General features: G+C 66.9%; 26 protein-coding genes. 11 read left to right on the top strand and 15 right to left on the bottom strand.

Annotation, left to right across the window (positions count from 1 at the left end):
- Positions 1-13: 13 nt before the first annotated feature.
- Positions 14-826, bottom strand: a complete 813-nt coding sequence (gene qcrC / locus ASF30_RS00225) for a cytochrome bc1 complex diheme cytochrome c subunit (RefSeq protein ID WP_055899870.1) — start codon at positions 824-826, stop codon at positions 14-16.
- Positions 827-850: 24 nt separating this feature from the next.
- On the bottom strand, positions 851-1,489 hold the full coding sequence (gene ctaE / locus ASF30_RS00220; RefSeq protein ID WP_055899867.1) for an aa3-type cytochrome oxidase subunit III: 639 nt from the start codon (positions 1,487-1,489) through the stop codon (positions 851-853).
- A gap of 135 nt (positions 1,490-1,624) precedes the next feature.
- Here ctaE and trpD point away from each other — a divergent pair, with 135 nt between their 5' ends.
- Positions 1,625-2,680, top strand: a complete 1,056-nt coding sequence (gene trpD, locus ASF30_RS00215) for an anthranilate phosphoribosyltransferase (RefSeq protein ID WP_055899864.1) — start codon at positions 1,625-1,627, stop codon at positions 2,678-2,680.
- Between the two features lie 32 nt (positions 2,681-2,712).
- Here trpD and glpK read toward each other — a convergent pair whose 3' ends face one another.
- Together glpK and ASF30_RS00205 are read right to left on the bottom strand one after the other, a co-directional pair.
- Entirely contained in the window at positions 2,713-4,233 is a 1,521-nt protein-coding gene (glpK, locus tag ASF30_RS00210) for a glycerol kinase GlpK (RefSeq protein ID WP_055899861.1), read from the bottom strand.
- A 98-nt stretch (positions 4,234-4,331) separates the two neighbouring features.
- Positions 4,332-5,090 (bottom strand): MIP/aquaporin family protein, encoded by a 759-nt coding sequence (locus ASF30_RS00205; protein WP_082467344.1) that lies wholly within the window; start codon positions 5,088-5,090, stop codon positions 4,332-4,334.
- A gap of 211 nt (positions 5,091-5,301) precedes the next feature.
- Between ASF30_RS00205 and dhaK the strand changes: the two genes are divergently transcribed.
- Genes dhaK through ASF30_RS00185 form a run of 4 tightly spaced genes read left to right on the top strand, consistent with a single transcriptional unit; the run spans position 5,302 to position 8,040 of the window.
- Positions 5,302-6,303: a dihydroxyacetone kinase subunit DhaK gene (dhaK, locus tag ASF30_RS00200; RefSeq protein WP_055899855.1), complete on the top strand. Its 1,002-nt coding sequence runs from the start codon at positions 5,302-5,304 to the stop codon at positions 6,301-6,303.
- Positions 6,304-6,313: 10 nt separating this feature from the next.
- A complete protein-coding gene (gene dhaL / locus ASF30_RS00195) occupies positions 6,314-6,952 on the top strand; it encodes a dihydroxyacetone kinase subunit DhaL (RefSeq protein ID WP_055899852.1) in 639 nt (212 codons plus the stop codon).
- A gap of 1 nt (position 6,953) precedes the next feature.
- Positions 6,954-7,667 carry a dihydroxyacetone kinase phosphoryl donor subunit DhaM gene (dhaM, locus tag ASF30_RS00190; protein WP_055899849.1) on the top strand — a complete coding sequence of 238 codons (714 nt, stop codon included), beginning with the start codon at positions 6,954-6,956 and terminating at the stop codon, positions 7,665-7,667.
- A 55-nt stretch (positions 7,668-7,722) separates the two neighbouring features.
- On the top strand, positions 7,723-8,040 hold the full coding sequence (locus ASF30_RS00185; protein WP_157496833.1) for a hypothetical protein: 318 nt from the start codon (positions 7,723-7,725) through the stop codon (positions 8,038-8,040).
- A 12-nt stretch (positions 8,041-8,052) separates the two neighbouring features.
- Here ASF30_RS00185 and ASF30_RS00180 read toward each other — a convergent pair whose 3' ends face one another.
- A complete protein-coding gene (locus ASF30_RS00180) occupies positions 8,053-8,823 on the bottom strand; it encodes an SDR family NAD(P)-dependent oxidoreductase (protein ID WP_055899843.1) in 771 nt (256 codons plus the stop codon).
- A gap of 54 nt (positions 8,824-8,877) precedes the next feature.
- Here ASF30_RS00180 and ASF30_RS00175 point away from each other — a divergent pair, with 54 nt between their 5' ends.
- Positions 8,878-9,096 (top strand): SCO4848 family membrane protein, encoded by a 219-nt coding sequence (locus tag ASF30_RS00175; protein WP_055899840.1) that lies wholly within the window; start codon positions 8,878-8,880, stop codon positions 9,094-9,096.
- A gap of 72 nt (positions 9,097-9,168) precedes the next feature.
- On the opposite strand, the gene ASF30_RS00170 is transcribed toward ASF30_RS00175, so the two are convergent.
- The 6 genes from ASF30_RS00170 to ASF30_RS22120 all read right to left on the bottom strand — a co-directional run bounded on the left by ASF30_RS00170 (position 9,169) and on the right by ASF30_RS22120 (position 14,849).
- Positions 9,169-10,248 carry a sulfite oxidase gene (locus tag ASF30_RS00170; protein WP_055899837.1) on the bottom strand — a complete coding sequence of 360 codons (1,080 nt, stop codon included), beginning with the start codon at positions 10,246-10,248 and terminating at the stop codon, positions 9,169-9,171.
- Between the two features lie 38 nt (positions 10,249-10,286).
- On the bottom strand, positions 10,287-11,153 hold the full coding sequence (locus tag ASF30_RS00165; RefSeq protein ID WP_055899834.1) for an enoyl-CoA hydratase/isomerase family protein: 867 nt from the start codon (positions 11,151-11,153) through the stop codon (positions 10,287-10,289).
- Positions 11,154-11,179: 26 nt separating this feature from the next.
- The gene (locus ASF30_RS00160; RefSeq protein WP_055899831.1) at positions 11,180-12,520 is read right to left on the bottom strand and encodes a Dyp-type peroxidase; all 1,341 of its coding nucleotides are present in this window, start codon (positions 12,518-12,520) and stop codon (positions 11,180-11,182) included.
- Between the two features lie 2 nt (positions 12,521-12,522).
- Positions 12,523-13,662 carry a DUF4331 family protein gene (locus ASF30_RS00155; RefSeq protein WP_055899828.1) on the bottom strand — a complete coding sequence of 380 codons (1,140 nt, stop codon included), beginning with the start codon at positions 13,660-13,662 and terminating at the stop codon, positions 12,523-12,525.
- Between the two features lie 5 nt (positions 13,663-13,667).
- On the bottom strand, positions 13,668-14,177 hold the full coding sequence (locus ASF30_RS00150; protein ID WP_055899825.1) for a hypothetical protein: 510 nt from the start codon (positions 14,175-14,177) through the stop codon (positions 13,668-13,670).
- 159 nt (positions 14,178-14,336) lie between these two features.
- Positions 14,337-14,849 (bottom strand): Fur family transcriptional regulator, encoded by a 513-nt coding sequence (locus tag ASF30_RS22120; protein WP_082467343.1) that lies wholly within the window; start codon positions 14,847-14,849, stop codon positions 14,337-14,339.
- Between the two features lie 134 nt (positions 14,850-14,983).
- On the opposite strand from ASF30_RS22120, the gene ASF30_RS00135 reads away from it, so the two are divergent.
- Genes ASF30_RS00135 through ASF30_RS00120 form a run of 4 tightly spaced genes read left to right on the top strand, consistent with a single transcriptional unit; the run spans position 14,984 to position 17,448 of the window.
- Positions 14,984-15,673, top strand: coding sequence for an energy-coupling factor ABC transporter permease (locus ASF30_RS00135; RefSeq protein WP_055899816.1), 690 nt, complete (start codon positions 14,984-14,986; stop codon positions 15,671-15,673).
- The gene (locus tag ASF30_RS00130) at positions 15,670-16,014 is read left to right on the top strand and encodes a PDGLE domain-containing protein (RefSeq protein ID WP_235480217.1); all 345 of its coding nucleotides are present in this window, start codon (positions 15,670-15,672) and stop codon (positions 16,012-16,014) included. Before ASF30_RS00135 ends, ASF30_RS00130 begins: the two co-directional genes overlap by 4 nt.
- Positions 16,015-16,018: 4 nt before the next feature.
- On the top strand, positions 16,019-16,678 hold the full coding sequence (gene cbiQ / locus ASF30_RS00125) for a cobalt ECF transporter T component CbiQ (protein ID WP_055899810.1): 660 nt from the start codon (positions 16,019-16,021) through the stop codon (positions 16,676-16,678).
- A complete protein-coding gene (locus ASF30_RS00120) occupies positions 16,675-17,448 on the top strand; it encodes an energy-coupling factor ABC transporter ATP-binding protein (protein ID WP_055899807.1) in 774 nt (257 codons plus the stop codon). The genes cbiQ and ASF30_RS00120 overlap by 4 nt, the downstream gene beginning before the upstream one ends.
- A 34-nt stretch (positions 17,449-17,482) precedes the next feature.
- Here ASF30_RS00120 and ASF30_RS00115 read toward each other — a convergent pair whose 3' ends face one another.
- The gene (locus tag ASF30_RS00115) at positions 17,483-17,923 is read right to left on the bottom strand and encodes a hypothetical protein (protein ID WP_055899804.1); all 441 of its coding nucleotides are present in this window, start codon (positions 17,921-17,923) and stop codon (positions 17,483-17,485) included.
- Positions 17,924-18,015: 92 nt separating this feature from the next.
- Entirely contained in the window at positions 18,016-18,987 is a 972-nt protein-coding gene (locus ASF30_RS00110) for a quinone oxidoreductase family protein (protein ID WP_055899801.1), read from the bottom strand.
- 76 nt (positions 18,988-19,063) lie between these two features.
- Here ASF30_RS00110 and ASF30_RS00105 point away from each other — a divergent pair, with 76 nt between their 5' ends.
- Positions 19,064-19,519, top strand: coding sequence for a MarR family winged helix-turn-helix transcriptional regulator (locus ASF30_RS00105; RefSeq protein WP_200918404.1), 456 nt, complete (start codon positions 19,064-19,066; stop codon positions 19,517-19,519).
- Between the two features lie 150 nt (positions 19,520-19,669).
- On the opposite strand, the gene ASF30_RS00100 is transcribed toward ASF30_RS00105, so the two are convergent.
- Positions 19,670-20,110 carry an iron chaperone gene (locus ASF30_RS00100; RefSeq protein WP_055899798.1) on the bottom strand — a complete coding sequence of 147 codons (441 nt, stop codon included), beginning with the start codon at positions 20,108-20,110 and terminating at the stop codon, positions 19,670-19,672.
- A 79-nt stretch (positions 20,111-20,189) separates the two neighbouring features.
- A complete protein-coding gene (locus tag ASF30_RS00095) occupies positions 20,190-22,565 on the bottom strand; it encodes an ATP-binding cassette domain-containing protein (RefSeq protein WP_055899795.1) in 2,376 nt (791 codons plus the stop codon).
- Between the last annotated feature and the right edge of the window lie 17 nt (positions 22,566-22,582).

Genomic DNA, 22,582 nt, shown 5'->3' with positions numbered 1-22,582 from the left:
GCCGTGCTTGCGGTCAGTTCGACTTCGCCGTGATCCACACGGTCAGTGCGACGATGGCGCCGAGACCGAAGATCCAGATGAAGAGTCCCTCGGCGACGGGGCCGAGAGAACCGAGTTCGAAACCGCCGGGTGAGCGGTTGTCCTGCACGTACTGGAGGTAGGTGATGATGTCGCGCTTGTCTTCAGGCGAGATGTTCAGGTCGTTGAAGACAGGCATGTTCTGGGGGCCGGTGACCATGGCCTCGTAAATGTGCACGCCGGTGACGGTGTCGAGGGCTGGTGCGAACTTGCCCTCCGTGAGTGCTCCACCAGCGCCGGCCACGTTGTGGCACATCGCGCAGTTGATGCGGAACAGCTCGGCACCGTTGGCCGCGTCTCCGCCGCCGTTGGTCAGGTGGTCCTCGGGGATCGACGGGCCTGGGCCGAGCGACGCGACGTAGTCGGCGAGGGCTCGGGTCTGCTCGGGGGTGAACTGCACGGGCTTCTCTTCAGCCTGCGGGCCGTTCATCTGCATGGGCATGCGTCCGGTACCGACCTGGAAGTCGACGGCGGCCGCACCGACGCCGATGAGGCTCGGAGCACTGTCGGTGCCGGCGGCACTCATGCCGTGACAGGTGGCGCAGTTGGCCTGGAAGAGCTTCTCGCCCTCGTCGATCGTCGACTGGGCGGCGATCTGGGTCTCAGCCGATGCCGTGCTCGTGTTCACCACGGCGTAGGCGCCGCCGGTGACGCCGAGGCCGATCGCGATCAGGGCGACTGTGGCGAGCGGATGGCGCCTGCCGGTCTTTCGGCGGCTGGCGCCTGCGGATTTCTTGTTCTCTCGCATGGGGACGGTGTTCGCTCCTGATTCCTATTTGAGAACGTAGATGACCAGGAAGAGCCCGATCCAGACGACGTCGACGAAGTGCCAGTAGTAGGACACGACGATGGCGCTGGTGGCCTCCTTGTGTCCGAAGTTCTTGACCGCGAAGACGCGGCCGATGACGAGGAGGAAGGCGATGAGCCCGCCGGTGACGTGCAGGGCGTGGAAGCCCGTCGTGAGGTAGAACGCCGAGCCGTAGGCGTCGGAGGACAGCGTCACGTGCTCGCTCACCAGGGTGGCGTACTCCCAGACCTGGCCGGCGACGAAGATGGCGCCGAACGCATAGGTGAGGAAGAACCACTCGACCATGCCCCACTGCGTCGGCTTCCAGCCGGTGCGTCGGGGCTGCATCCGCTCGGCGGCGAAGACTCCGAACTGGCACCAGAAACTGGAGATGACCAGGATGATCGTGTTGATCGTCGCGAACGGAACGTTGAGCTTCTCGGTCTGGGCCGCCCACAGATCGGGGCTGGTCGACCGCAACGTGAAGTAGATCGCGAACAGGCCGGCGAAGAACATGACTTCGCTTCCGAGCCAGACGATCGTGCCGACCGCTACGGAGTTCGGCCGGTTGATGGCTGGCGTGGTTGCCCGCGGAGTTAGAACTGTGCTCGTCACGCTTTCCATTATGGCCGAATCCGGAGCCCGTTTTGCCCATTCGAGCGGGTCAGTCGCGTGGAAATCAAGGTTAGGACAGCCTAAGAAACCCGTGGAAGTCCTGAGAATCCGCGGTGAATGGCTGGGAGCCATAGGGTGGATTCCATGCTCGAAATTCAGACGTGGCCGAACGTTCTCGCGTCCCTCCTACGCGGAGAGGACCTGAGCGTCTCCGATGCCTCGTGGTGCATGCAGGAGATCATGACCGGAGAGGCGACGGATGCTCAGATCGCGGGCTTCCTCGTGGCCCTCGCGGCCAAGGGCGAGACCGTCGATGAGATCGTCGGATTCCGGGATGCGATCCTCGACAACGCCGTGCCCCTGCCCGTGCCGTCGATGGCCCTCGACATCGTGGGGACCGGTGGAGACAGGTTCGGCACAGTGAACGTGTCGACCATGTCGGCCATCATCGCCGCGGCATCCGGAGTTCCGGTCGTCAAGCACGGCAACCGTGCGGCGAGCAGCGCCTCGGGATCGTCCGACGTGCTGGCGGCCCTCGGACTCGACCTCACCCTTCCCGCCGAGCGGGTGGCGGCGATCCTGGCCGAGACCGGCATCACCTTCGCATTCGCCTCGGCGTTCCACCCCGGCTTCCGGCATGCAGGCCCCGTGCGGGCCGGACTCGGCATCCCGACCGTCTTCAACTACCTCGGCCCGCTCTGCAACCCGGCCCGGGCCGAGGCCAATGCCGTCGGCGTCGCCAGCCTCGAGCGTGTTCCGCTCTTCGTCGGCGTCTACCAGACCCGCGGAGCGACGGCGCTGGTGTTCCGCGGAGATGACGGGCTCGACGAACTGACGACGACGGGCCACAGCCACGTCTGGGAGGTGTCGCGCGGCCTGGTGACGGAGCATGACATCGACCCGCGCGACCTGGGGCTGCCGCGCGCGAAGATGGCCGATCTGGTGGGTGGGGATGCCGCCCACAACGCCGCCGTCGTCCGTTCGCTGTTCGCGGGGGAGACCGGCGCAGTCCGCGACATCGTGCTCCTCAACGCCGCGGCCGGGTTGGTCGCCTACGACCTCGCGAACAACGCAGCGCTCGTGCAGACCAGCATCCTGGAGCGGTTCGCGGCCAAGATGACCGTCGCCGCCGAGACGATCGACAGCGGCGCCGCCGCCGCGAAGCTGGAGGAATGGATCGAGGCGTCCCGTCGTAGTTGACGGAACGCCTCGATCGACCTCTGTGCTGAGGGCTAGCCCTGCTCGACGTCCTCGTCGACCCAGTCGAAGGTCTTCGTGACGGCCTTCTTCCACAGACGGATCTGGCGGTCGCGCTCGGCGGCATCCATCTTCGGCTCCCAGCGGCTGTCCTCCTGCCAGTTCTTGCGCAGGTCGTCGAGGTCGCTCCAGAAGCCGACCGCCAGACCGGCGGCGTAGGCCGCGCCGAGTGCAGTGGTCTCCGCGACGACGGGTCGCACGACGGGCACACCGAGGATGTCGGCCTGGAACTGCATCAGGGTGTTGTTGGCGATCATGCCGCCGTCCACCTTGAGCTCGACCAGGTCGACGCCGGCATCCGCGTTCACGGCCTCCAGCACCTCGCGGGTCTGGAAGGCCGTCGCCTCGAGCACGGCACGGGCGATGTGGCCCTTGTTGACGTAGCGCGTGAGGCCGACGAGGGCTCCACGTGCATCGGACCGCCAGTACGGAGCGAACAGTCCGGAGAATGCCGGGACGAAGTAGGCACCGCCGTTGTCGTCGACGGTCTTCGCCAGGTCCTCGATCTCCGGAGCGCTCGAGATGAGCCCGAGGTTGTCGCGGAGCCACTGCACCAGCGATCCCGTCACGGCGATCGATCCCTCGAGGGCGTAGTGCGGCTTGTTGTCGCCGATCTGGTAGCCGAGGGTCGTGAGCAGGCCGTTCTTCGAGTGCACGATCTCCTCACCCGTGTTGAATATGAGGAAGTTGCCGGTTCCGTAGGTGTTCTTGGACTCGCCGGTGTCGAACGCCGCCTGGCCGAACGTCGCGGCCTGCTGGTCGCCGAGTATGCCGGCGATCGGCGTCTCGCGCAGGAGGCTCTGCGAGTCGGCCTCACCGAACACTCCGGAGGAGGGCAGGATCTTCGGCAGCATCGACTTCGGTACGTCGAAGGCCTTGAGGATGTCCTCGTCCCAGTCCAGCGTCTCGAGGTCCATGAACAGGGTGCGGCTGGCGTTCGTCACGTCGGTGGCGTGCACTCCGCCGTTGACTCCACCGGTCAGGTTCCAGAGAACCCAGCAGTCGGTGGTGCCGAACAGCAGATCGCCGGCCTCGGCCTTCTCGCGTGCGCCCTCGACGTTCTCGAGGATCCAGACGATCTTGGTGCCGGAGAAGTACGTCGCGAGGGGCAGGCCGACCTGCTGCTTGAACCGTTCGACTCCGCCGTCCTTGGCGAGTCTGTCGACGATCGACTGCGTGCGCGTGTCCTGCCAGACGATGGCGTTGTAGATCGGCTCACCGGTGTTCTTGTCCCAGACCACGGCGGTCTCGCGCTGGTTCGTGATGCCGATGGCGGCGATGTCGTGCCGGGTCAGGTTCGGCGTGCTGAGCGCCTTGCCGATGACCTCCCTGACGTTGTTCCAGATCTCCTTGGGGTCGTGCTCGACCCATCCGGCCTTCGGGAAGATCTGCTCGTGCTCCAGCTGTCCGGTGGAGACGATGGAGCCCGACTTGTCGAAGACGATGGCGCGGGAACTCGTGGTTCCCTGGTCGATGGCGAGGACGTAGTCAGCCATGGTGTACCTCTTTCGTTCTGTTCTGCTTCATTGGAGTGGCTGCCCGGCACACTGGCGAGGACCGACCGTGGTGGTCGGCCTCGCCAGTGCGCGGAAGGTCAGCTGAGGACCGGGAGGAGGACCAGTGCGGCCCAACCGGCGAGCAGGCCGCCGATGATGGGACCCACCACCGGAACCCAGGAGTAGGACCAGTCGCTCGGTCCCTTGCCCTTGATCGGCAGCAGGAAGTGCGCGATGCGCGGGCCGAGGTCACGGGCCGGGTTGATGGCGTAGCCGGTCGGACCACCGAGGGAGGCACCGATCGCGATCACCAGGAAGGCGACGGGGATGGCACCGAGTTCAGCCGGGGTTCCGCCGTAGCTGAAGCCGAGGATGACGAACACCAGCACGAAGGTGCCGACGATCTCGGTGAGGAGGTTCCAGCCGTAGGAGCGGATGGCGGGACCGGTGGAGAAGACGCCGAGCTTGTTGCCGGCTTCCGGCTCCTCGTCGAAGTGCTGCTTGTAGGCGAGCCAGACGATGATGGCCCCGATGAAGGCTCCGACCATCTGGGCACCGATGTAGGTGAGGATCGATGCTCCGTCGATCGGGATGCCGGGCACGAAGTCCGTCTCACCCTTGCCGAGGAAGTTGGCGGCGAGTCCGAGCGTGACGGCCGGGTTGAGGTGCGCACCCGAGGCGTAGGAGACGATCACACCGGCGAAGACCGCGAGGCCCCAGCCGATGTTCACCATCAGGAAGCCGCCGTTGAAGCCCTTCGTCTTGGCGAGCGCTACGTTCGCCACGACACCGCAACCGAGTAGCACCAGCATCGCCGTACCGACGAGCTCAGAAAGAAATATGATCCCGAGATTCACGTGTGACCTTCCTTCATCAGGCACGCATCGTTGCGCGCTCGTCCTCACCTTATTGCTGTACCTCGTCTGGGGGAACGATGTACGCGCATTTGTTCATCAGGCACTTACCCGCCCGGCCTCCTGCGGGCTAAGTTGAGCAAGGGATACCCGTGCGTCAGTGTCGATGCGCACAAACGTGCAGTGCGGCAGACGCCCTCTCGGAAGGAATTTCGTGAAGAAGCTCATCAATGATCCGAAGAACGTCGTCAACGAATCGATCGCCGGATTCGCCGCCGCTCACGCCGACCTCGTCCGGGCCGAGTACGACCCGAACTACGTGGTCCGCTCCGATGCTCCCGTCGCCGGCAAGGTCGCCATCATCAGTGGTGGCGGCAGCGGGCACGAGCCGCTGCACGCCGGATTCGTCGGCTACGGCATGCTCGACGGCGCCGTTCCCGGTGCCGTCTTCACATCGCCCACCCCCGACCCCATCCTGGCTGCGACCAAGGCCGTCGACGGCGGCGCCGGAGTGCTGCACATCGTCAAGAACTACACAGGCGACGTGCTCAACTTCGAGACCGCTGCCGACCTCGCAGCGGCCGAGGGCATCGAGGTCCGCGCGGTGGTCACCAACGACGACGTGGCCGTCAAGGACTCGCTCTACACGGCGGGCCGTCGTGGCGTCGCCGGCACCGTTCTCGTCGAGAAGATCGCCGGTGCCGCTGCGCAGCGCGGCGACGACCTCGACGCCGTCACGGCCATCGCCGAGAAGGTCAACGCCCAGGTGCGTTCCATGGGAGTCGCCCTGACGCCCTGCATCGTCCCGCACGCCGGTGAGCCCAGCTTCACGCTCGACGAGGACGAGATCGAGATCGGCATCGGAATCCACGGCGAGCCCGGGCGCGAGCGGATCAAGCTCGAGCCTGCCGACGCCATCGTCGAGCGCATCCTCGGCCCCATCGTCGACGACATCCCGTTCGCATCGGGCGACAAGGTGCTGCTCCTCGTCAACGGCATGGGTGGGACCCCGCTGGTGGAACTCTTCATCGTCTACCGCCACGCGGCGGAGGTCCTCGCCGCGCAGGGCATCGAGGTGACACGATCGCTGGTGGGCAACTACACCACGGCGCTCGAGATGCAGGGCTTCTCGCTGTCGGTGCTGAAGCTCGACGATGAACTGACCGAACTGTGGGATGCCCCGGTGCAGACGGCTGCACTGCGCTGGGGACGATAGGAGACACGCAATGGCGCTGGGCCTCAGCTGGACACTCGACTGGATCCGCCGCTCCGGCGCCGTCATCGCCGACAAGCGGGTCGAGCTCATCACGCTCGACCGCGCCATCGGCGATGGCGACCACGGGGAGAACATGGATCGCGGATTCCAGGCCGTGGTTCCGAAACTGGACGACCTGGATGACGATGCGACGCCCGGCGATGCTCTCAAGCTCGTGGCGACGACCCTGATCTCCACGGTCGGGGGAGCGGCGGGCCCGCTCTTCGGCACGGCGTACCTCAAGGCAGCGGTCGCCGTCGGCTCGGCATCCGAGCTCGACGGCGAGGCCGTCGTCGCCCTCCTCACAGCGGCTCGCGACGGCATAGTCCTGCGCGGAAAGGCCGAGGTGGGGGACAAGACCATGATCGACGCGTGGACGCCGGCCGTCGATGCCGCAGCGGCCGCGCAGGCGGCCGGCGCCAGCGAGGCCGAGATCCTGTCGGCTGCAGCGGACGCGGCCGCCTCCGGGGCTGCCGCCACCGAGCCGCTCGTGGCGCACAAGGGCAGGGCGAGCTACCTGGGCGAGCGTGCCATCGGTCACAGGGACCCCGGAGCACAGTCGACCGCCTACCTGCTGCGTGCTGCAGCCGACGCCGCCCAGGTGGCCTGACGTGGGGGAGTCGGACCTCCGGGTGGGACTCGTCATCGTCTCGCACAGTGCGAAGATCGCCGAGGGCGTCGTCGAGCTGGCGACGCAGATGGCACCCGACACCCGGATCGTGGCGGCCGGGGGAACCGATGACGGTCGTATCGGCACCAGCTTCGACCTGATCTCCGAGGCGATCACCCGGGCGGATGCGGGCGTCGGCGTCGCGATCCTCTGCGACCTGGGTTCGGCCATCCTGACTGCGGAGACGGCACTCGACTTCCTGGACGACGAGATCCGGTCACGGGTGGCCATCGCCGATGCGCCCGTCGTCGAGGGCGCCGTCGCAGCCGCCGTCGCCGCCCAGACCGGGGGAGACCTCGCCGCCGTGCTCGACGCTGCAGCGACCGCGAACACGGGGGCGGCATCCGACGCTCCGAGCACTCCCGAGACGGCGCCCGGAGCAACCGTGGAGGGCGGCGACTACAGCCGCACCCTCGAGTTGGTCAACAAGGACGGCCTGCACGCCCGGCCGGCCGCGGACCTCGTGAAGCTCGCCGCGACCTTCGACGCCCCGGTGACGGTCAACGGCACCAACGCTCGCAGCCTGCTCGGAATCATGGCGCTCGGCCTGACCCGAGGCACGGCGGTGACCATCGCGGCCCCGGACACGCCTGACGGACGGACAGCGGTCGACGGGGTCGCCGACCTCATCGAATCGGGCTTCGGCGAGGTCTGAGAACCGCGCGGTCAGCTCTGTCGAGGACCCCCTGTCCGGGGGTACCATGGCGGCCATGGTCAAGGATGACGCTCAGAACAAGGAGAACGGCTTCGCGCACTTCTTCGAGTGGGTCGACAGCAAGCTCTCCCCGGCATTCGGGGAGAGCGCGCCGGTTCCCTACGGAGACGCTGACAGGCCGGCCGCGCAGGCCGAGTGCCCCATCTGCGGACACGTCATGGACGAGCACCGGATCGAGAGATCGACGCTCAACACCGTCGTGGAGTGCCCGACGGGGGAGCGGCTGCCGCTGAAGCCCGACAACGTGCCCCTCGACGAATTCGGCATGCCGGCATCGGCCGAGCGCCGCGAGAAGGTCGCCCGACGTCACTGACTTCGCGTCGGCTCAGTTGCCGCCGGCCACTCGGATGTTCGCACCCGAGATGTAGGAGGCATCCGGTCCGAGCAGGAATGCGACGGCTCCGGCGACCTCGTCAGGCTGGCCGGCACGACGCATGGGAATGCGAGGCGCGCGTTCGGCCGGCGCGTTCGGGCGCCCAGCGCTGGCGTGGATCTCGGTGTGCGTCGTCCCGGGCGAGACCGTGTTGACGCGGACTCCGTAGGGGCCGAACTCCTTCGCGAGCCCGAGCGTCATGGCGTCGAGGGCGGCCTTGCTCATGGCGTAGGGGACGTAGGTGTCAGGTGCACCCGTCGTGGCCGCGCCGGAGGAGATGTTCACGATCGACCCACCCGCACCGCCGCGGTTGGTCGCCATGTGAGCTATCGCCTGCTGGGACATGATGAGCGGGGCGAGGTCGTTGACGGCGAACACGGTGCGGGACTCCTCGGTGTCGAGTTCGAGGAAGCCGCCGATCCGTCCCGTGATCCCGGCGTTGTTGACGAGACCTGTGAAGGACCCGAAGTGCCCGAGGACGGCCGGAATGACGGATGCTGCCTGCCCGGCGTCGCCGAGGTCCGCGGCGATGACCAGCACGTCGGCGCCGGACGCGCGCAGGGCCTCGGCGACAGCCTCGGCATCGGCTCCCCGCTCCCGGTAGGTGATCGCGAGGTCGTGGCCATCGGCCACCAGGCGCTCGGAGATGGCTCGACCGATGCCGCGGCCACCTCCGGTGACGACGGTGACGGGGCGACGGCGTGGCTCGTTCTCGGTGCTCATCGCTCCACCCTAGAACGGCGGGGGACCCTCTCGCGCGCGGCTAGGCTGGCCGGGATGAACACCCTGCTCGCCGTGCTCCTGCTCGTGAACGCCGTCTTCAACGTCGTCGTCTGGCCTGCTTTCCTCCGCCGGATCTCTGCCGATCCGCGGGCACGAGACGCAGACGGGCACCGCACGAAGTTCTTCACCGTGCACGCCGTGCTCATCAGCGCAGCGCTGGTGATCGCCGCCGTGTCAGCGGCGGCGGGCATCACGGCTCTGCTCGTCGGTTGATGTGGCGCTGGGTCGCCCAGTCGCCCACATCAGTGCGCAGGCCGGATTCCCACCGGCTGCCTCCGCATGGCGTCAGATGACGTCGATGTAGACGACCTCGATGGCGTTGTTCCCATATCCGAGACGATTCCACGGCGGAACCTCGGGCTGGACGTTTCCTGCTGCATCCGTCGCCCTGACGCGGACTGTGTGGCGGCCGATGTCCGTGGCCTCCCATTCGTACGACCAGTCCTGCCAGGAGTAGGGGCCTGTCGGCGGCTCGAGGGTGGCCGGGTACCATTCCCCTGCTCCGGTGAGGCTGACCTCGACTCGGGTGACCGGACCAGTGCCCGACCACGCCTTTCCGCGCACCGTGTGAGTGCCGGCCGTGATCGTCGATGCTGCGGCCGGCGCTGTCATGCGCGCGCGGACACGCATGAGCTCGACGGGCTCGTGCGCCCGGTCTGGCCACTCGTACATGTAGTGCCCGGTCTGGAACTCGCCGACGAACGGCTCCGTCAGAACGTCGATGTGCTTGAGCCACTTCACCGACGCCACCGCGTACCAATGCGGCACGATGAGCCGGAACGGGGATCCGTGGTCTCGGCCGAGGGGAGCGCCGTTCATCTCGTAGGCGATCAGGATCTCGGCAGCCGGATCGGCGACCGTGGCCAGCGGGAGGGCGCGAACGAAGCTCAGATCGTCCCTGTGCGTCTCCGCCAACACCGGATTGAGGTGGTACGGGCCGTGATCGGCTCCCTCGAAACGCACGTCGGTACCGTCGGCGGTTGGACCCGCCAGGGCCAGCACCTCGTGCAGGTAGACGCCGGTCCAGCGCGCTGTGGACACCGCGTAGTCGCCCCACGGCTCGCCAGTCGGCAGCGGTCGCATCTCCAGCCTGCCGTTCCCCGCGCATTCGAGGGTGACGTCCAGCGAGTGCGCGGGCATCGCTCGAAGCTCCTCGAGGGTCAACGTCAACGGATGGTCGACCGCGCCGCCGATCTCCAACGTTCCGTCGTGGTCCGGCAGAGCGAAGTTGCTGCGGATGTAGTGGAACTCGGTGGGCGTGATCGCGGTCGTCAGCGCTGCTGGCGGCGCTTCAGCGTTGTACGGCGCCGGGTTGATCATCTGCAGCGCTGAGCGTGCGGCGAGGAGTTCGTCGGTGACTGACATGGCACTTCTCCTTGTTCGTGGTGATCGGTTCGTGGCGATCAGAAGTCGGAATCGCGGAAGATCGGATCACGATCCTCATTGAAGGCGCCGATTCCCTCGATCCGGTCGGGATGGACCGCGGATCGCCAGTGCTCGTCCATCATGATCGCGATGGCCTGCTCGACCGGCTGCCCCTCGCCGAGCCGCACCGCCCTCTTGACGGCCTGGACGGCGGTCGGTGAATTGCCGGCGATCTTCTCGGCGATCCGTTGCGCAGCAGCCGGAAGCTCCTGCTGTGTGTGGATCTCGTTGACCATGCCGAGCCTGTGCGCCTCGGCCGCCGTGAGCGGGTCGCCGGTCATGAGCATCTGCATCGCGCGCCCTGTTCCGAGCAGGCGAGGCAGAAAGACCGGTGAGCCGCCGCCGGCGGAGAGGCCGAGCATCGCCTCGGGCTGCCCGAAGGTGGCGTTCTCCGAAGCGATGATGAAATCACAGCTCTGGGCGAGCTCGCTGCCGCCCCCGTAGGCGATCCCGTTGACGGCCGCGAAGAGCGGCTTGCGGAGTTGCCGCACCGTGTACAGGGTGCGGTCGAAGGCCTGGCGCTGGCGCAACCAATCCTCTTTCGTCATGCTCTTCCGTTGCCGCAGATCGCTGCCGACAGAGAAAGCCCGCTCTCCTGCGCCCGTGAGCACCACGACGCGGACGGCGGTTCGGACGGCGATGGTCTCGACGATCTCGGTGAGGCGTGCCCCCATCTCGGTCGTGATCGCGTTGTCGGCATGCGGCCTGTTCAAGGTGATCACGGCGATCTGGTCCGCGTGGCGGTACTCGACGAGTACTGACGATTCGGGTTCTTCGGCATCGGCGGCGGGCGGGGCGAAGTCCAGCGCCCGCCAGCGATCGGTGCCACGGGAGGATTCAGCCATATCGTGCTCTCCTTGGTCGGATCGGTTCACGGCAGATCCGCGAGCCAGCGCATCGCGGACAGGCTCGGGGCGAAACCGTACTCGCCGCCGCGCGTGATCACGAACGGGGGAAGGTCCTGGAGACGGCGCCGGATCGGCCGCTGGGGGATCGTGAAACTCCCCGTGCCCTCACTCGGCCCCACGAGAGGATCCGCTTCGTTCGGAGCGCCGATGAAGATCCCGTCGTTGAGCCACTGGGTCTTGACGAACTCGAACTGCCGCTTGATATGCGCTCCGGCGAAGACGAAGATGATGCCGCGCTCCTCGCCGTCGTCCTCCAGTACCCCGTCGGGAAGCTCCGGGCCGTAGCTCGTGCCGCGCCGGATCATCCGGTGCAGTCGAACATCGACGCTGCCATCGCCGTCGAGCCCGTCTCGGGGATTGGCCCGGCGTGCGTGAGAACCGACAGGGCACTTGAACCCGCGAGGATCGTCTCCGTAGAGGAAGTCGTTGTGACGCCGGGGATCACTGCCGAGTGCCTCGTCGTCCACGTCGGGGGAGAGGGCCAAGGGGGCGCCGCCCTGCCAGCGCCCCACCATCTTCGCGCCGAGGAGAGCCTCCTCGTGGCGGTTCACCGCCCGCGCGCGGAGGTACTGCCGGTAGTCCGCGACCTTGGTGTGCAGTTTCCGGAAGACGACGTAGGTGCCGTTGCGACCCAGGACGTCGGGCGTCGGCATCGGCGGCAGCTCGCCGGTCTCGTCCGGGTAGCCGAGCACGATCTCGCCGGCCTTGAGCGGACGCTCGTGCGGATTCGACGCCGGCCTGCCGCTGCCCTCGATGGATGGCTGGCTGATGCCGTCCTTGAATCCGAACGAAGTGCGCCCCGTTGGCAGCTGGTAGCAGTCCTGCCGCCAGACCACGGTGATGCCGTCGAGCTCCTGATGGGCCCGACGTGCCTTGTCAGCGACTGCATCGAGCCGTGCGATGTCGGGGGAGAGCACGGCGATCGCGACATGAATCTCGTTCGTTCCGAAGGGGCGCTCCCAGTGCTCCGGGCTGCTCTCGCCAAGGTCTCCCAGCTGCGCTGCGCGTGCCGCCATCCCCTCCTTGAATTCAGGGGAGAAGCTGTCCAGCGAGGCTTGGGGGACCCCGAGCGCCTGCAGTCCCTGATAGGTGAAGGCGACGGTGATCCACGCGTCGTGGTCAGGATCGTGCGAAGGAACACCCGAGTCCACGAGCCTCAGCAACCGTCGGACGAGCTCTCGGCCGTCGGCCCGATCGTCGATGCGGAGCATCAGGTAGGCGCCGACATACGGCGACGGTCGCTCATGCAGGGCACCACTCTGGATGTCGTCGAGTTCGAGGGTGACGGGCGCTGCTGTGCTCATGCTCAGTGATGTTCCGGCTTCTCAGGCGGGTTGGGGTTGGGTGCGGAGAGGTAGGGGAACTCGCGTGACGCCGGCCGTGACGACTTGTCGACACCATCGCGGATGGTCGGGCCGTTCCCGGCATTGATCAGGGTCGTGAAGAAGGTGTCCATGACGTCATCATTGATCGTCCGCCCACCGCACGTCTCGTGGGGACGGCCTCGGAGAGCTGCGAGCTCGATCTCGAGGAAGGAACCCTTCTCCTGGTACGGCTTCGTCACGTCGACGGCGAGAAAGTCAGCGAGGACGAGCTCGGTCAGGGGATGGACATCGCCGTTCAGCGGCCAGTCGGTCGTGCCGTCCAGGCCGTCCCAGAAGGCGAGATTGGCATTCAAGCGAGCCCTGTACGCACCCTCATAGCCATGTTGGATGTGGAATGCATCCTCCATGTTGTAGAGGTCGCGGATCTCGAGATCCTGATTGACCGGATCGAACTGCATCGGCCCGAGGATCAGGTTCTTCACCTCGGGTCGCCCGACCCGCTCGATGCGCACGTTGAACGTGCCGCGCGTCAGCGTCTCGGCGACGACGCCGACGAAGGTGGCCCCGCCGAGGAGCGAGGCATCGATCTCGACGACCAGCCCGAGGACGTTCTTGCCGTCCATGTAGATCTGCCCGCGATCCGCGAAAGCGAGCTCGCCGATCGCCACGGTCTTCAGGGCGGCCGGGGCGTCCAGGATGAACGGATCCCACCGAGCGCCGGCGAAGACGCGGACCCCGTGATCTGATCCACCATTCTCGTCGTTGACCCGGAAGGAGACGGAATCACCCGAGGGGGTCAGGCACGTCCCCACCTGCTCGAAGGACTCACCGTCCACATCGGTGGGCGGGGAGAACACGCAGTCGAACACGAACTCGACGGCGCCGTGCTCGGGTCCGGCGCTGAAAGGCGTCTGGGCGCCCGGGGCATTGGCAGTGAGAGGCCGCACCCGGAATCGGTAGATCAGGCCTTCGGAGAATGCGTTGGACACCTTCGCGAAGGGAAGCGTGTTCATCACGACGACGAGTGCCCCCGTGCCTTCTGGGCTGGGGAAGGCGAAGACGTCAGTGATGTCGGCGATCGAGTTGGCCAGGGCTCTGGGGCCGGAGATGTGATCCGACACGAGTCTCAGTCCGCAGCTTCCTCGAGAAGCGGCTGCAGCGCCGGATGCTGCAGTGCCGCCGCGGCATCGGGATGATCGAGCACGCGCTGGAACGCCGCATTGACTCGTTCGGCCTTGCGTATCTCCTTCACGGTGCCCGGGTAGTTGCGGGCGTAGGCGGCGGCGGTCTGCTGCGCGCTGAGGATGAATTCCTTCTCGGCAGCGAGATCGGGCAGCCCGCCGTAGCCCTCCGTGTGCCTGAAGATCACGTCGAACAGCGCCAGCGTCGGCCCCGAATTGAAGAAGTCCTCCATGTAGGCGTCCCACGGACCGTCGAAGCTGGTGATGAACGCAAGCCTGGTGTCGTCGTCGAAGAGTACGAACCGAGCCTCATGGATCGTCGTGATCGCCATTCCGTAGTCGCCGGGCCTGTAGCCGGGTGTCAGCTGCAGGTCTTTCAACGCGGCTCTCAGCGACTCACCCTGCCCGGACTTGACTCGGAAGAACAGGCTGAACTCGCTGGTCGGACCGACCATGACTCCCGGACCTGAGGATCGTGCTTCGAAAGACGCCATCTGGTACTCCCCAACCTGTTTTCCTCTAGGCTCACAGGCCCTCGGGGGCATCGCATCACCCTGACGGGGTGACCGCCGATCAGCCCGTCGGCGGCCTTCATATCCACGTCGGCGCGCACATCACGAGCTCGCGGATCTCTGGGTGCAATCGGCGCAGATTCCCATGAGCGTGGACTGCAGTGCTTCGAGGCGGAAGCCTGTCTCCTCCGTGATGCGGACGGATGCGACGTCCAGGGTGTCACCCGAGATGACCGTCACGGCTGCGCAGACGCGGCAGTGCGCGTGAAGGTGCTCGTGCCCGGTCGGCGAAGCCACCAGGTGGTACACGGACGCCTCGCCCGGTAGATGCAGGTGCGACACGACGCCGAGATCGGCCAGGACATCCATAGTCCGGTACACGGTGGCCCGATGCACCACCGGCCGTGACGATTCCAGTGCGGCGACTATTTGCTCGGCGCTGAGATGTTCGTGGCTGCTGGAGAGGACATCGATGACGGCGCGCCGGGCCTCGGTGATCCGTTCACCATGCGCACGCAACGACGCGATTGCGGCATCTCGATCTCTGTCCCGCGACTCACGATGCCGATGCTCATGCACGTCCGTGGCATCGTGCTGAGAGGGAACGCTCGCCATTCGTCCATCGTGGCACGACGCCCGGCCGCCGTGTACGTCGAATGCACTCCGCACCGGCTTCGACCCTCGCCAGGTGCGACCTGGTCGCAATAGAGTGAGCGGCAGCTGGCAACCGATCGCATGAGAGGACGCGGATGCACGTTCCTGACGGGTTCTTGAACCTGCCCACATCGATCGGCACTGCCGTGCTCGCCTCCGGGGCGATCGCGATCGCCCTCCGACGCTCGCGGGCCGAGTTCGTCGATGACCGCAAGGCACCGATGGTCGGGATCGTCGCGACAATGATCTTCGCGGCCCAGATGATCAATTTCCCCGTCGGCGCCGGAACGAGTGGCCATCTGATCGGGGGTGCCCTCGCCGCGGTGCTGGTCGGACCGGCCACCGGCCTGCTGTGCCTGAGCGTGGTCCTGATCACTCAGGCATTCCTCTTCGCCGACGGAGGCATCACCGCGCTCGGAACGAACATCACCCTCATGGGCGTGGTGACAGTGCTCATCGGTTGGTCTGTCTTCCGGGGGCTCGCACTCGTACTCCCGCGCCGCCGTTGGACGGAGGCGGTGGCTTCGGCCATCGGCGCCCTCGTCTCGGTTCCCACCGCAGCCGCGGGATTCGTGGTGCTCTTCGCCGTCGGAGGGGCCGTGGCTGTGCCGCTCGATGCCGTCTTCGCGGCGATGATCGGATGGCATGCCGTGATCGGGATCGGCGAGGCGATCATCACGGGGCTCGTCGTGTCATCCGTTGTCGCGACCCGCCCCGACCTCGTCTACGGGGCGAGGTACGTGCGACTCGCCGAGGCCAGGGATCGCGAGAGGGTTCGCGCATGATGACCAACAGGACACCGCCGTCGAAGACTTCCCGGCACCGGGTCTCCACCCGCGTGTTCACCGTGGTCGCAGTCGTCGCGTCGCTGCTGATCGCCTGCGTCGTCAGCATTTGGGCGTCCACCCTGCCCGACGGTCTCGAGTCCGTCGCCGGGTCGACTGGATTCCTCGCGTCGGCACAGGCCAGCGCTGCCGCCGGAAGTCCATTCGCCGGATACAGCTTCCTGGGGATCGCCGACCCGACGCTCTCGGTGGCCTTGGCCGGTGCCGTCGGATGCGCCTTCACGTTCGGCCTCGCCATGCTCGTCGGTCGGATCGCCCGACGCCGGTCGACCGATGACTGACGCGATGACGACCGTCTGGGCGGGCCCGGACGGACGATCTCTGCTCCACCGTGCGTCAGCCCGCGCCAAGGTCGTCGCGCTGGTGGCGTTCGCCGCCGTCGTCGTCGCGACACCACGCGAATGGTTCATCGCCTTCGCGATCTACGGGGCCGGTGTGATCTCCTTGCTGGTGATCGCCCGCGTGCCGCCTGGCACCGTGGTCCGTCGCATGCTCATTGAGGTGCCTTTCGTGATCTTCGCCCTGGTGCTGCCCTTCGTGGCGACGGGACCGAGCGTGCAGATCGGACCGCTGTCGCTATCGGTCGCCGGGCTCTGGGGAGCATGGGGCCTGCTGGTCAAGGCTGCGCTCGTCATTCTCGCCGTGGTGGTGCTCGTGAGCACGACCGACCCGCGGCGGATCGTGCTCGCCCTGGGATCTCTCCGCCTGCCGCATCAGCTCACCTCGATCATGGGGTTCATGCTGAGATACCTCGATCTGATCGTCGGCGAGACCGCGCGCATGCGCACCGCGCGCGAATCCCGCGGATTCACCGCCCGCGGCCCACGCTCGTGGCGTGTGCTGGCGCAGGGAGTCGGAGTGCTGTTCGTACGGTCGCACGCACGCGGAGAGCGTGTGCATCTGGCGATGCTCTCGCGGGGCTTCGAGGAACCCGGTAGGCCGTGAGTGAGAACAGGGGAGCGGGCATCTCGGTTCGAGATCTCCGATTCGGGTATCCATCGGGTCGCGCCCCGGCTCGCACCGTCCTCGACGGCATCAGCTTCGACATCGACGCCGGGGAACGAGTGGCCGTACTCGGTCGCAACGGGGCGGGAAAGACGACGCTGATGCTGCATCTCAACGGCATCCTCATGGCCATCGCCGGCTCCATCGAGGTCGGCGGCATCGTGCTCTCGCGAGACACCGTCCGGGAGATCCGTCGACGTGTCGGACTCGTCTTCCAGGACCCCGACGATCAGCTCTTCATGCCGACGGTCGGGGAGGACGTCGCCTTCGGTCCCGGCAATTTCGGTGTTAGCGGGGAGGAGCTCGAGGCGAGGGTCGCATCGGCCCTGGACCGAGTGGGGCTCGCGGATGCCGCTTCTCGGCATCCCCAGCACCTCTCCCTCGGGCAGCGCCGCCGGGCGGCGATCGCGACCATCCTGTCCATGGACGTGGATGTCGTCGTGCTCGACGAACCGACGTCCAACCTGGACCCGACCGCCAGGCGGGAGCTGTCGGCGACGCTCGATGCGCTGCCGGCGACACTGCTGGTGGTCACGCACGACCTGCCGTTCGCTCTCGAGCTCTGCCCCCGCTCGCTGGTGCTCGATCACGGGAGGATCGTGGCCGACGGGCCCACTCGGATGCTGCTGTCGGACTCGGCGTTCATGGCCGCGCATGGACTCGAGCTTCCCTGGGGTTTCGATCCGCGGCACACACCAGAGCGTGCGTGAACGAAGGACACCTGACGGCGGCCACCCATGACGATCAGTCGAACTCGGCTGCCTCGATGATGAACTTCTTCTCGATCTCGACGTAGAAGGCGGCCGCCAGTCGTTCGAATTGGTCGACGTCCAGGCGGATCTGGTCGCCGACGGCCAGACCCGTGATCGAGGTCGCGGGGTCCAGTGCGATCTCCGAGCTCGGCTGGAGATACCCGCCGTGGTTGATGAGCGAGTCGACGAGCACCTCGACCTCGTTGAGGGCGTTGCCGTCAGTGCCCGTCACCAGGTGGAGGCGGTGGACGAACGGCCTGTCGAGAGCGAGCAGCAGCGCATTGAAGAAGCCGGGGGAGAAGACCTCGAGGGCGGCGATGCCCGCGGGCTCGCTCACGGTGCCGGCCAGCACCTCGTAGGCGGCGAGCTGGTCGACGATCTGGGATCGGGCATGGTCGAGTTCGTCCTGGGTGTAGTCCTTGCGTCCGATCATGACGGCATCCTTTCCTGGCAACAGGTCGCGCGCGAGCGTGACCCGTCTGGCCAGTGTGTCAGTCGCGCGGGCTCGCCGTCAGCCCCGATGGCTCACGGAGTGAAGACGACGCGCTCTGTCCCGACGGATGGCGCGGCCCAGGCGGTCGCGACGTCGGCGAGGGGTACGGCTCTGGCATGGATCGCGAAAGCGCCGGCGCTGATGGCTTCGACGAGAGCCGGAAGCTCCGCCACGATGTCGGCGGTTGGAACCGAGCCCTGCCCGCTGCCGACGATCTGGAGCCTCGAAGCGCGGAGCACAGCCGAGGGGATGGGTGCCTCGACACCGGCGACAGATCCGATCTCGATCCAGGTGAGGGGTCGGGACCTGTCAGCGCGCGCACTGACGACGGCCACCATGGCCGCCGCCGTCGGCTCGCCCCAGAGGTAGTCGATGACGACATCGACGTCGGCGGATGCTGCGCCGAGGCGTCGGGCTGTCGCGGCGGCGGCCTCGTCGTCCGTCATGTCGAGCAGGACGGTCGAGGTGGCGCCGAGCTCCACGAGCTCAGCGAGGCTGGACTCGTTCCGACCGGCGGCGACGATGCAGGCGGCGCCGAGGAGCCGTGCGACCTGAACCGCCATCCTGCCCGCGCTGCCGGTGGCACCGAGAATGAGGACATTCGACGCGGGGTCGAAGGCCGTGCGGCGACGGAGCGCCACCCAGGACGACATCGCCGGGTTCATGGCGGCGGCTATCGCGATGGGGTCGGCGTCGGCGGGGAGGACGATGCTGCGTCGCACGTCGATGACTGTCCGCTCGGCCATCGAGCCTCGGGTCGTGTCGGGAAGGATGAAGTAGCGCAGCGTGCCGTCGGCGCCGCGACCGACGCCATCGATGCCCGGAATCAGCGGCAGTTCGTCGGTGCTGGTGTAGTGGGAGCCGTCGGCCTGGGAACGCACTCGGGGATGCAGCCCGCTCGCGAGCACGTCGACCACGAGGTCATGCGGCCCGGTCGGAACAGGGTTCTCGAACCGGCGGTATTCGGGGACGGCATCGAACGAACTGACGACTGCTGCATGCATGGGGATTCCTCAATTAATTGGCGATACGAACCAATAATAGTTGGTATCACGAAGTTAATCCAGATAGCATGGCAACATGACGACCGACGGGATGCCGACCGCGATAGCGGGGGAGGGCGGGAGCCTCACCCTCATGGATGGCCTCGTGCAGGCGTCCTTCGCCACCATGGCCGTCCTCAATCGCCTGAGCGCGGAGCACGACCTGTCCCTGACGCAGTTGCGGGTGCTGGCGATCCTGCGCGACAGGCGCTTGCGCATGAGTGATCTCGCCGATCATCTCGGCCTGGAGAAGTCGACGCTGTCAGGGCTCGTCGATCGGGCTGAGAAGCGGGGCCTGCTCAAACGAGCTCGGGATGCCGCCGACGGTCGCGCCATCGAGGTGTTCCTCAGTGGCGCCGGGCGCGAGCTCGCCGAGCGACTGCAGGACGACGCGGCCCGGGACCTCCGGCCCCTGACGTCCGGGCTCTCAGAGGACGAGAGCCGCGTCCTCGCGCTCCTGCTGACGCGCATGCTCGAATCCGCGGCATCCTGAGGCAGGGGAGCCCCGGTAGGCGCGTTTGGTGTCTCGCACACTATTACTTGTCATAATGTGCATTATCGGACACATTGCGCGAGCGGATGCCGTGCGGCCGGTCGGCCGCCATGCCGTTCAGCCCACGGACCACCGGTGCACCGCGACAGGTCAGCCGACAGCCTTCGTCACCAGGGCTGCGATCGCCTTCTCCGACTCGGCCGTCAGCGAGGTGATGGCGAACGACGTCGGCCACATGGAGCCGTCGTCGAGCTTCGCCGAGTCGTTGAAACCGAGCGTCGTGTAGCGCGTCTTGAACTTCGACGGATTCTGGAAGAACACGACAATGGCGCCGTCCTTGGCGTAGGCGGGCTGTCCGTACCAGAGCCTCGGGTCGAGCTGCGGAGCTGCGGCGGTCACTACGGCGTGGAGACGCTCCGCGACGGCACGTTCCTCGTCGGGCATCTCGGCGATGGCCGCCAGGACGGCCTTCGTGGCCTCCTCACGGTTCGCCGACGCCTTGAGTTCCTTGGCCCGTTCCCGCATCGCAGCTCGTTCATCGGCAGTGAATCCCGACTTGGTGCTCTTCGCCGGCTTCGTCGACTCGGCCATCTCAACCCCTTTTCTGAACGTTTCCTGTGAGGGCAGCCTACCGCGATCCGGCGTGCTGTGCTTCTTCGAATCTGCTCGATCAGCCGGCGACGTAGGCCGCGAGATGCTCCCCCGTCAGTGTCGATCCGGCTGCGACGAGATCCGCCGGCGTGCCCTCGAACACGATGCGGCCGCCGTCGTGGCCCGCGCCGGGTCCGAGATCGATGATCCAGTCGGCGTGCGCCATGACGGCCTGGTGGTGTTCGACGACGATGACGGACTTGCCAGAGTCGACCAGGCGGTCGAGCAGGCCGAGCAGGTGATCGACGTCGGCGAGGTGCAGGCCACTGGTCGGCTCGTCGAGCACGTAGATGTCGCCCTTCTCGGCCATGTGCGTCGCGAGCTTCAGACGCTGCCGCTCTCCTCCCGACAGCGTCGGCAGGGGCTGCCCGAGACGCAGATAGCCGAGCCCGACATCGACGAGCCTGGCGAGGATCGCGTGGGCCGCCGGGGTGCGCGCCTCCCCCGCCGCGAAGAACTCCTCCGCCTCGCTCACCGACATGGCCAGGACCTCGCTGATGTCGCGGCCGCCGAGGTGGTAGTCGAGCACAGAGGCGTCGAACCGCTTGCCGCCGCAGACCTCGCACACCGTCGAGACACCGGCCATGATGCCGAGATCCGTGTAGATGACTCCCGCGCCATTGCAGTTCGGGCAGGCGCCCTCCGAGTTGGCGCTGAAGAGGGCCGGTTTGACGCCGTTCGCCTTCGCGAATGCCTTGCGGATCGGCTCGAGGAGCCCGGTGTACGTGGCCGGGTTGCTGCGCCGCGAACCCCTGATGGCGGTCTGGTCGATCGAGACCACGCCCGACCCGGCCGGGATGGAGCCGTGGATCAGCGAACTCTTCCCCGAACCCGCTACGCCCGTGACCACGACGAGGACGCCGAGCGGGATGTCAACGTCGACCTCCTGCAGGTTGTGCGCCGTGGCGCCGCGGATCTCGAGTGTTCCGCGCGATTCGCGCACGGTCGACTTCACCGAGACCCTGTCGTCGAGGTGCCGGCCGGTCAACGTGTCGCTGGCGCGCAGTTCGTCGATGGTCCCCTCGAAGGTGATGGTGCCGCCGGCCGTTCCCGCGCGCGGTCCGAGGTCGACGGCGTGGTCGGCGATGGCGATCATCTCGGGCTTGTGCTCCACGACGAGCACGGTGTTGCCCTTGTCGCGCAGACGCAGCAGGAGCTCGTTCATGCGCTGGATGTCGTGCGGATGCAGTCCGATGGTGGGCTCGTCGAAGACGTAGGTGACGTCGGTGAGCGCCGATCCGAGGTGACGGATCAGCTTGACGCGCTGCGACTCCCCGCCGGAGAGGGTGCCAGACGAGCGGTCCAGGGAGAGGTAGCCGAGCCCGATCTCGACGAAGGAATCGAGCGTCTGCCGCAGGGTGGCGAGCAGCGGCGCGACGGAGGGCTCGTCGAGGCCGTTCACCCAGGCGGCCAGGTCGCTGATCTGCATGGCGCAGGCATCCGCGATGCTGATGCCGCCGATCTTCGAGGACCGTGCGCCGGCGCTCAGCCTGGTTCCGCCGCAGTCCGGGCACGCCGTGAAGGTGACGGCGCGGTCGACGAAGGCGCGGATGTGGGGCTGCATGGCCTCCTTGTCCTTCGACAGGAAGGATTTCTGGATCTTGGAGACCAGGCCCTCGTATGTCATGTTGATGTTCTGGAACTTGACCTTCGTCGGCTCCTTGTAGAGGAAGTCGTGCAGCTCGGTCTCGGTGTACTCCCGGATCGGCTTCGCCGGATCGAGGAAGCCGGATTCGCTGAAGATGCGCACCATCCAGCCGTCGACCGTGTAGCCGGGAATGGTGAGAGCCCCCTCTGCGAGCGACTTGCTGTCGTCGTAGAGCTCGGCCAGGTCGATGTCGGTGACCGAGCCCATGCCCTCGCAGCGTGGGCACATCCCACCGGTGATGGCGAAGTCATCACTCATGGCCGAGCCCGTGCCCTTGTCGATGGTCACCTCTCGCGAGCCCTGCACCGATGCCACGTTGAAGGAGAACGCCTGTGGCGACCCGAGGTGCGGCTGGCCGAGGCGGCTGAACAGGATGCGCAGCATCGCGTTCGCGTCGGTGACCGTCCCGACGGTGGACCGCGGATTCGCGCCGAGGCGTTCCTGATCGACGAGGATGGCCGTCGTCAGTCCCTCGAGCACGTCGACCTCGGGTCGGGCCATCGTCGGCATGAACCCCTGGACGAACGTGCTGTAGGTCTCGTTGATCATCCGCTGCGACTCCGCGGCGATGGTGCCGAAGACGAGGGAGCTCTTGCCCGAGCCGGAGACGCCGGTGAACACGGTCAGGCGGCGCTTCGGGATGTCGACGCTCACGTCCTTCAAATTGTTCACCCTGGCGCCCTGCACCCTGATGAGATCGTGGCTGTCGGCGGGGTGACGCTCGGTCGGCTGCGTGTCCATGCTCATGGTGTCTCCATCTGTCA

The organism is Leifsonia sp. Leaf264 (genome assembly GCF_001422325.1).
Lineage (GTDB): Bacteria > Actinomycetota > Actinomycetes > Actinomycetales > Microbacteriaceae > Orlajensenia.
Note: the sequence above shows the minus strand (reverse complement) of the source record. Positions and strands in the feature narration are given on the sequence as shown.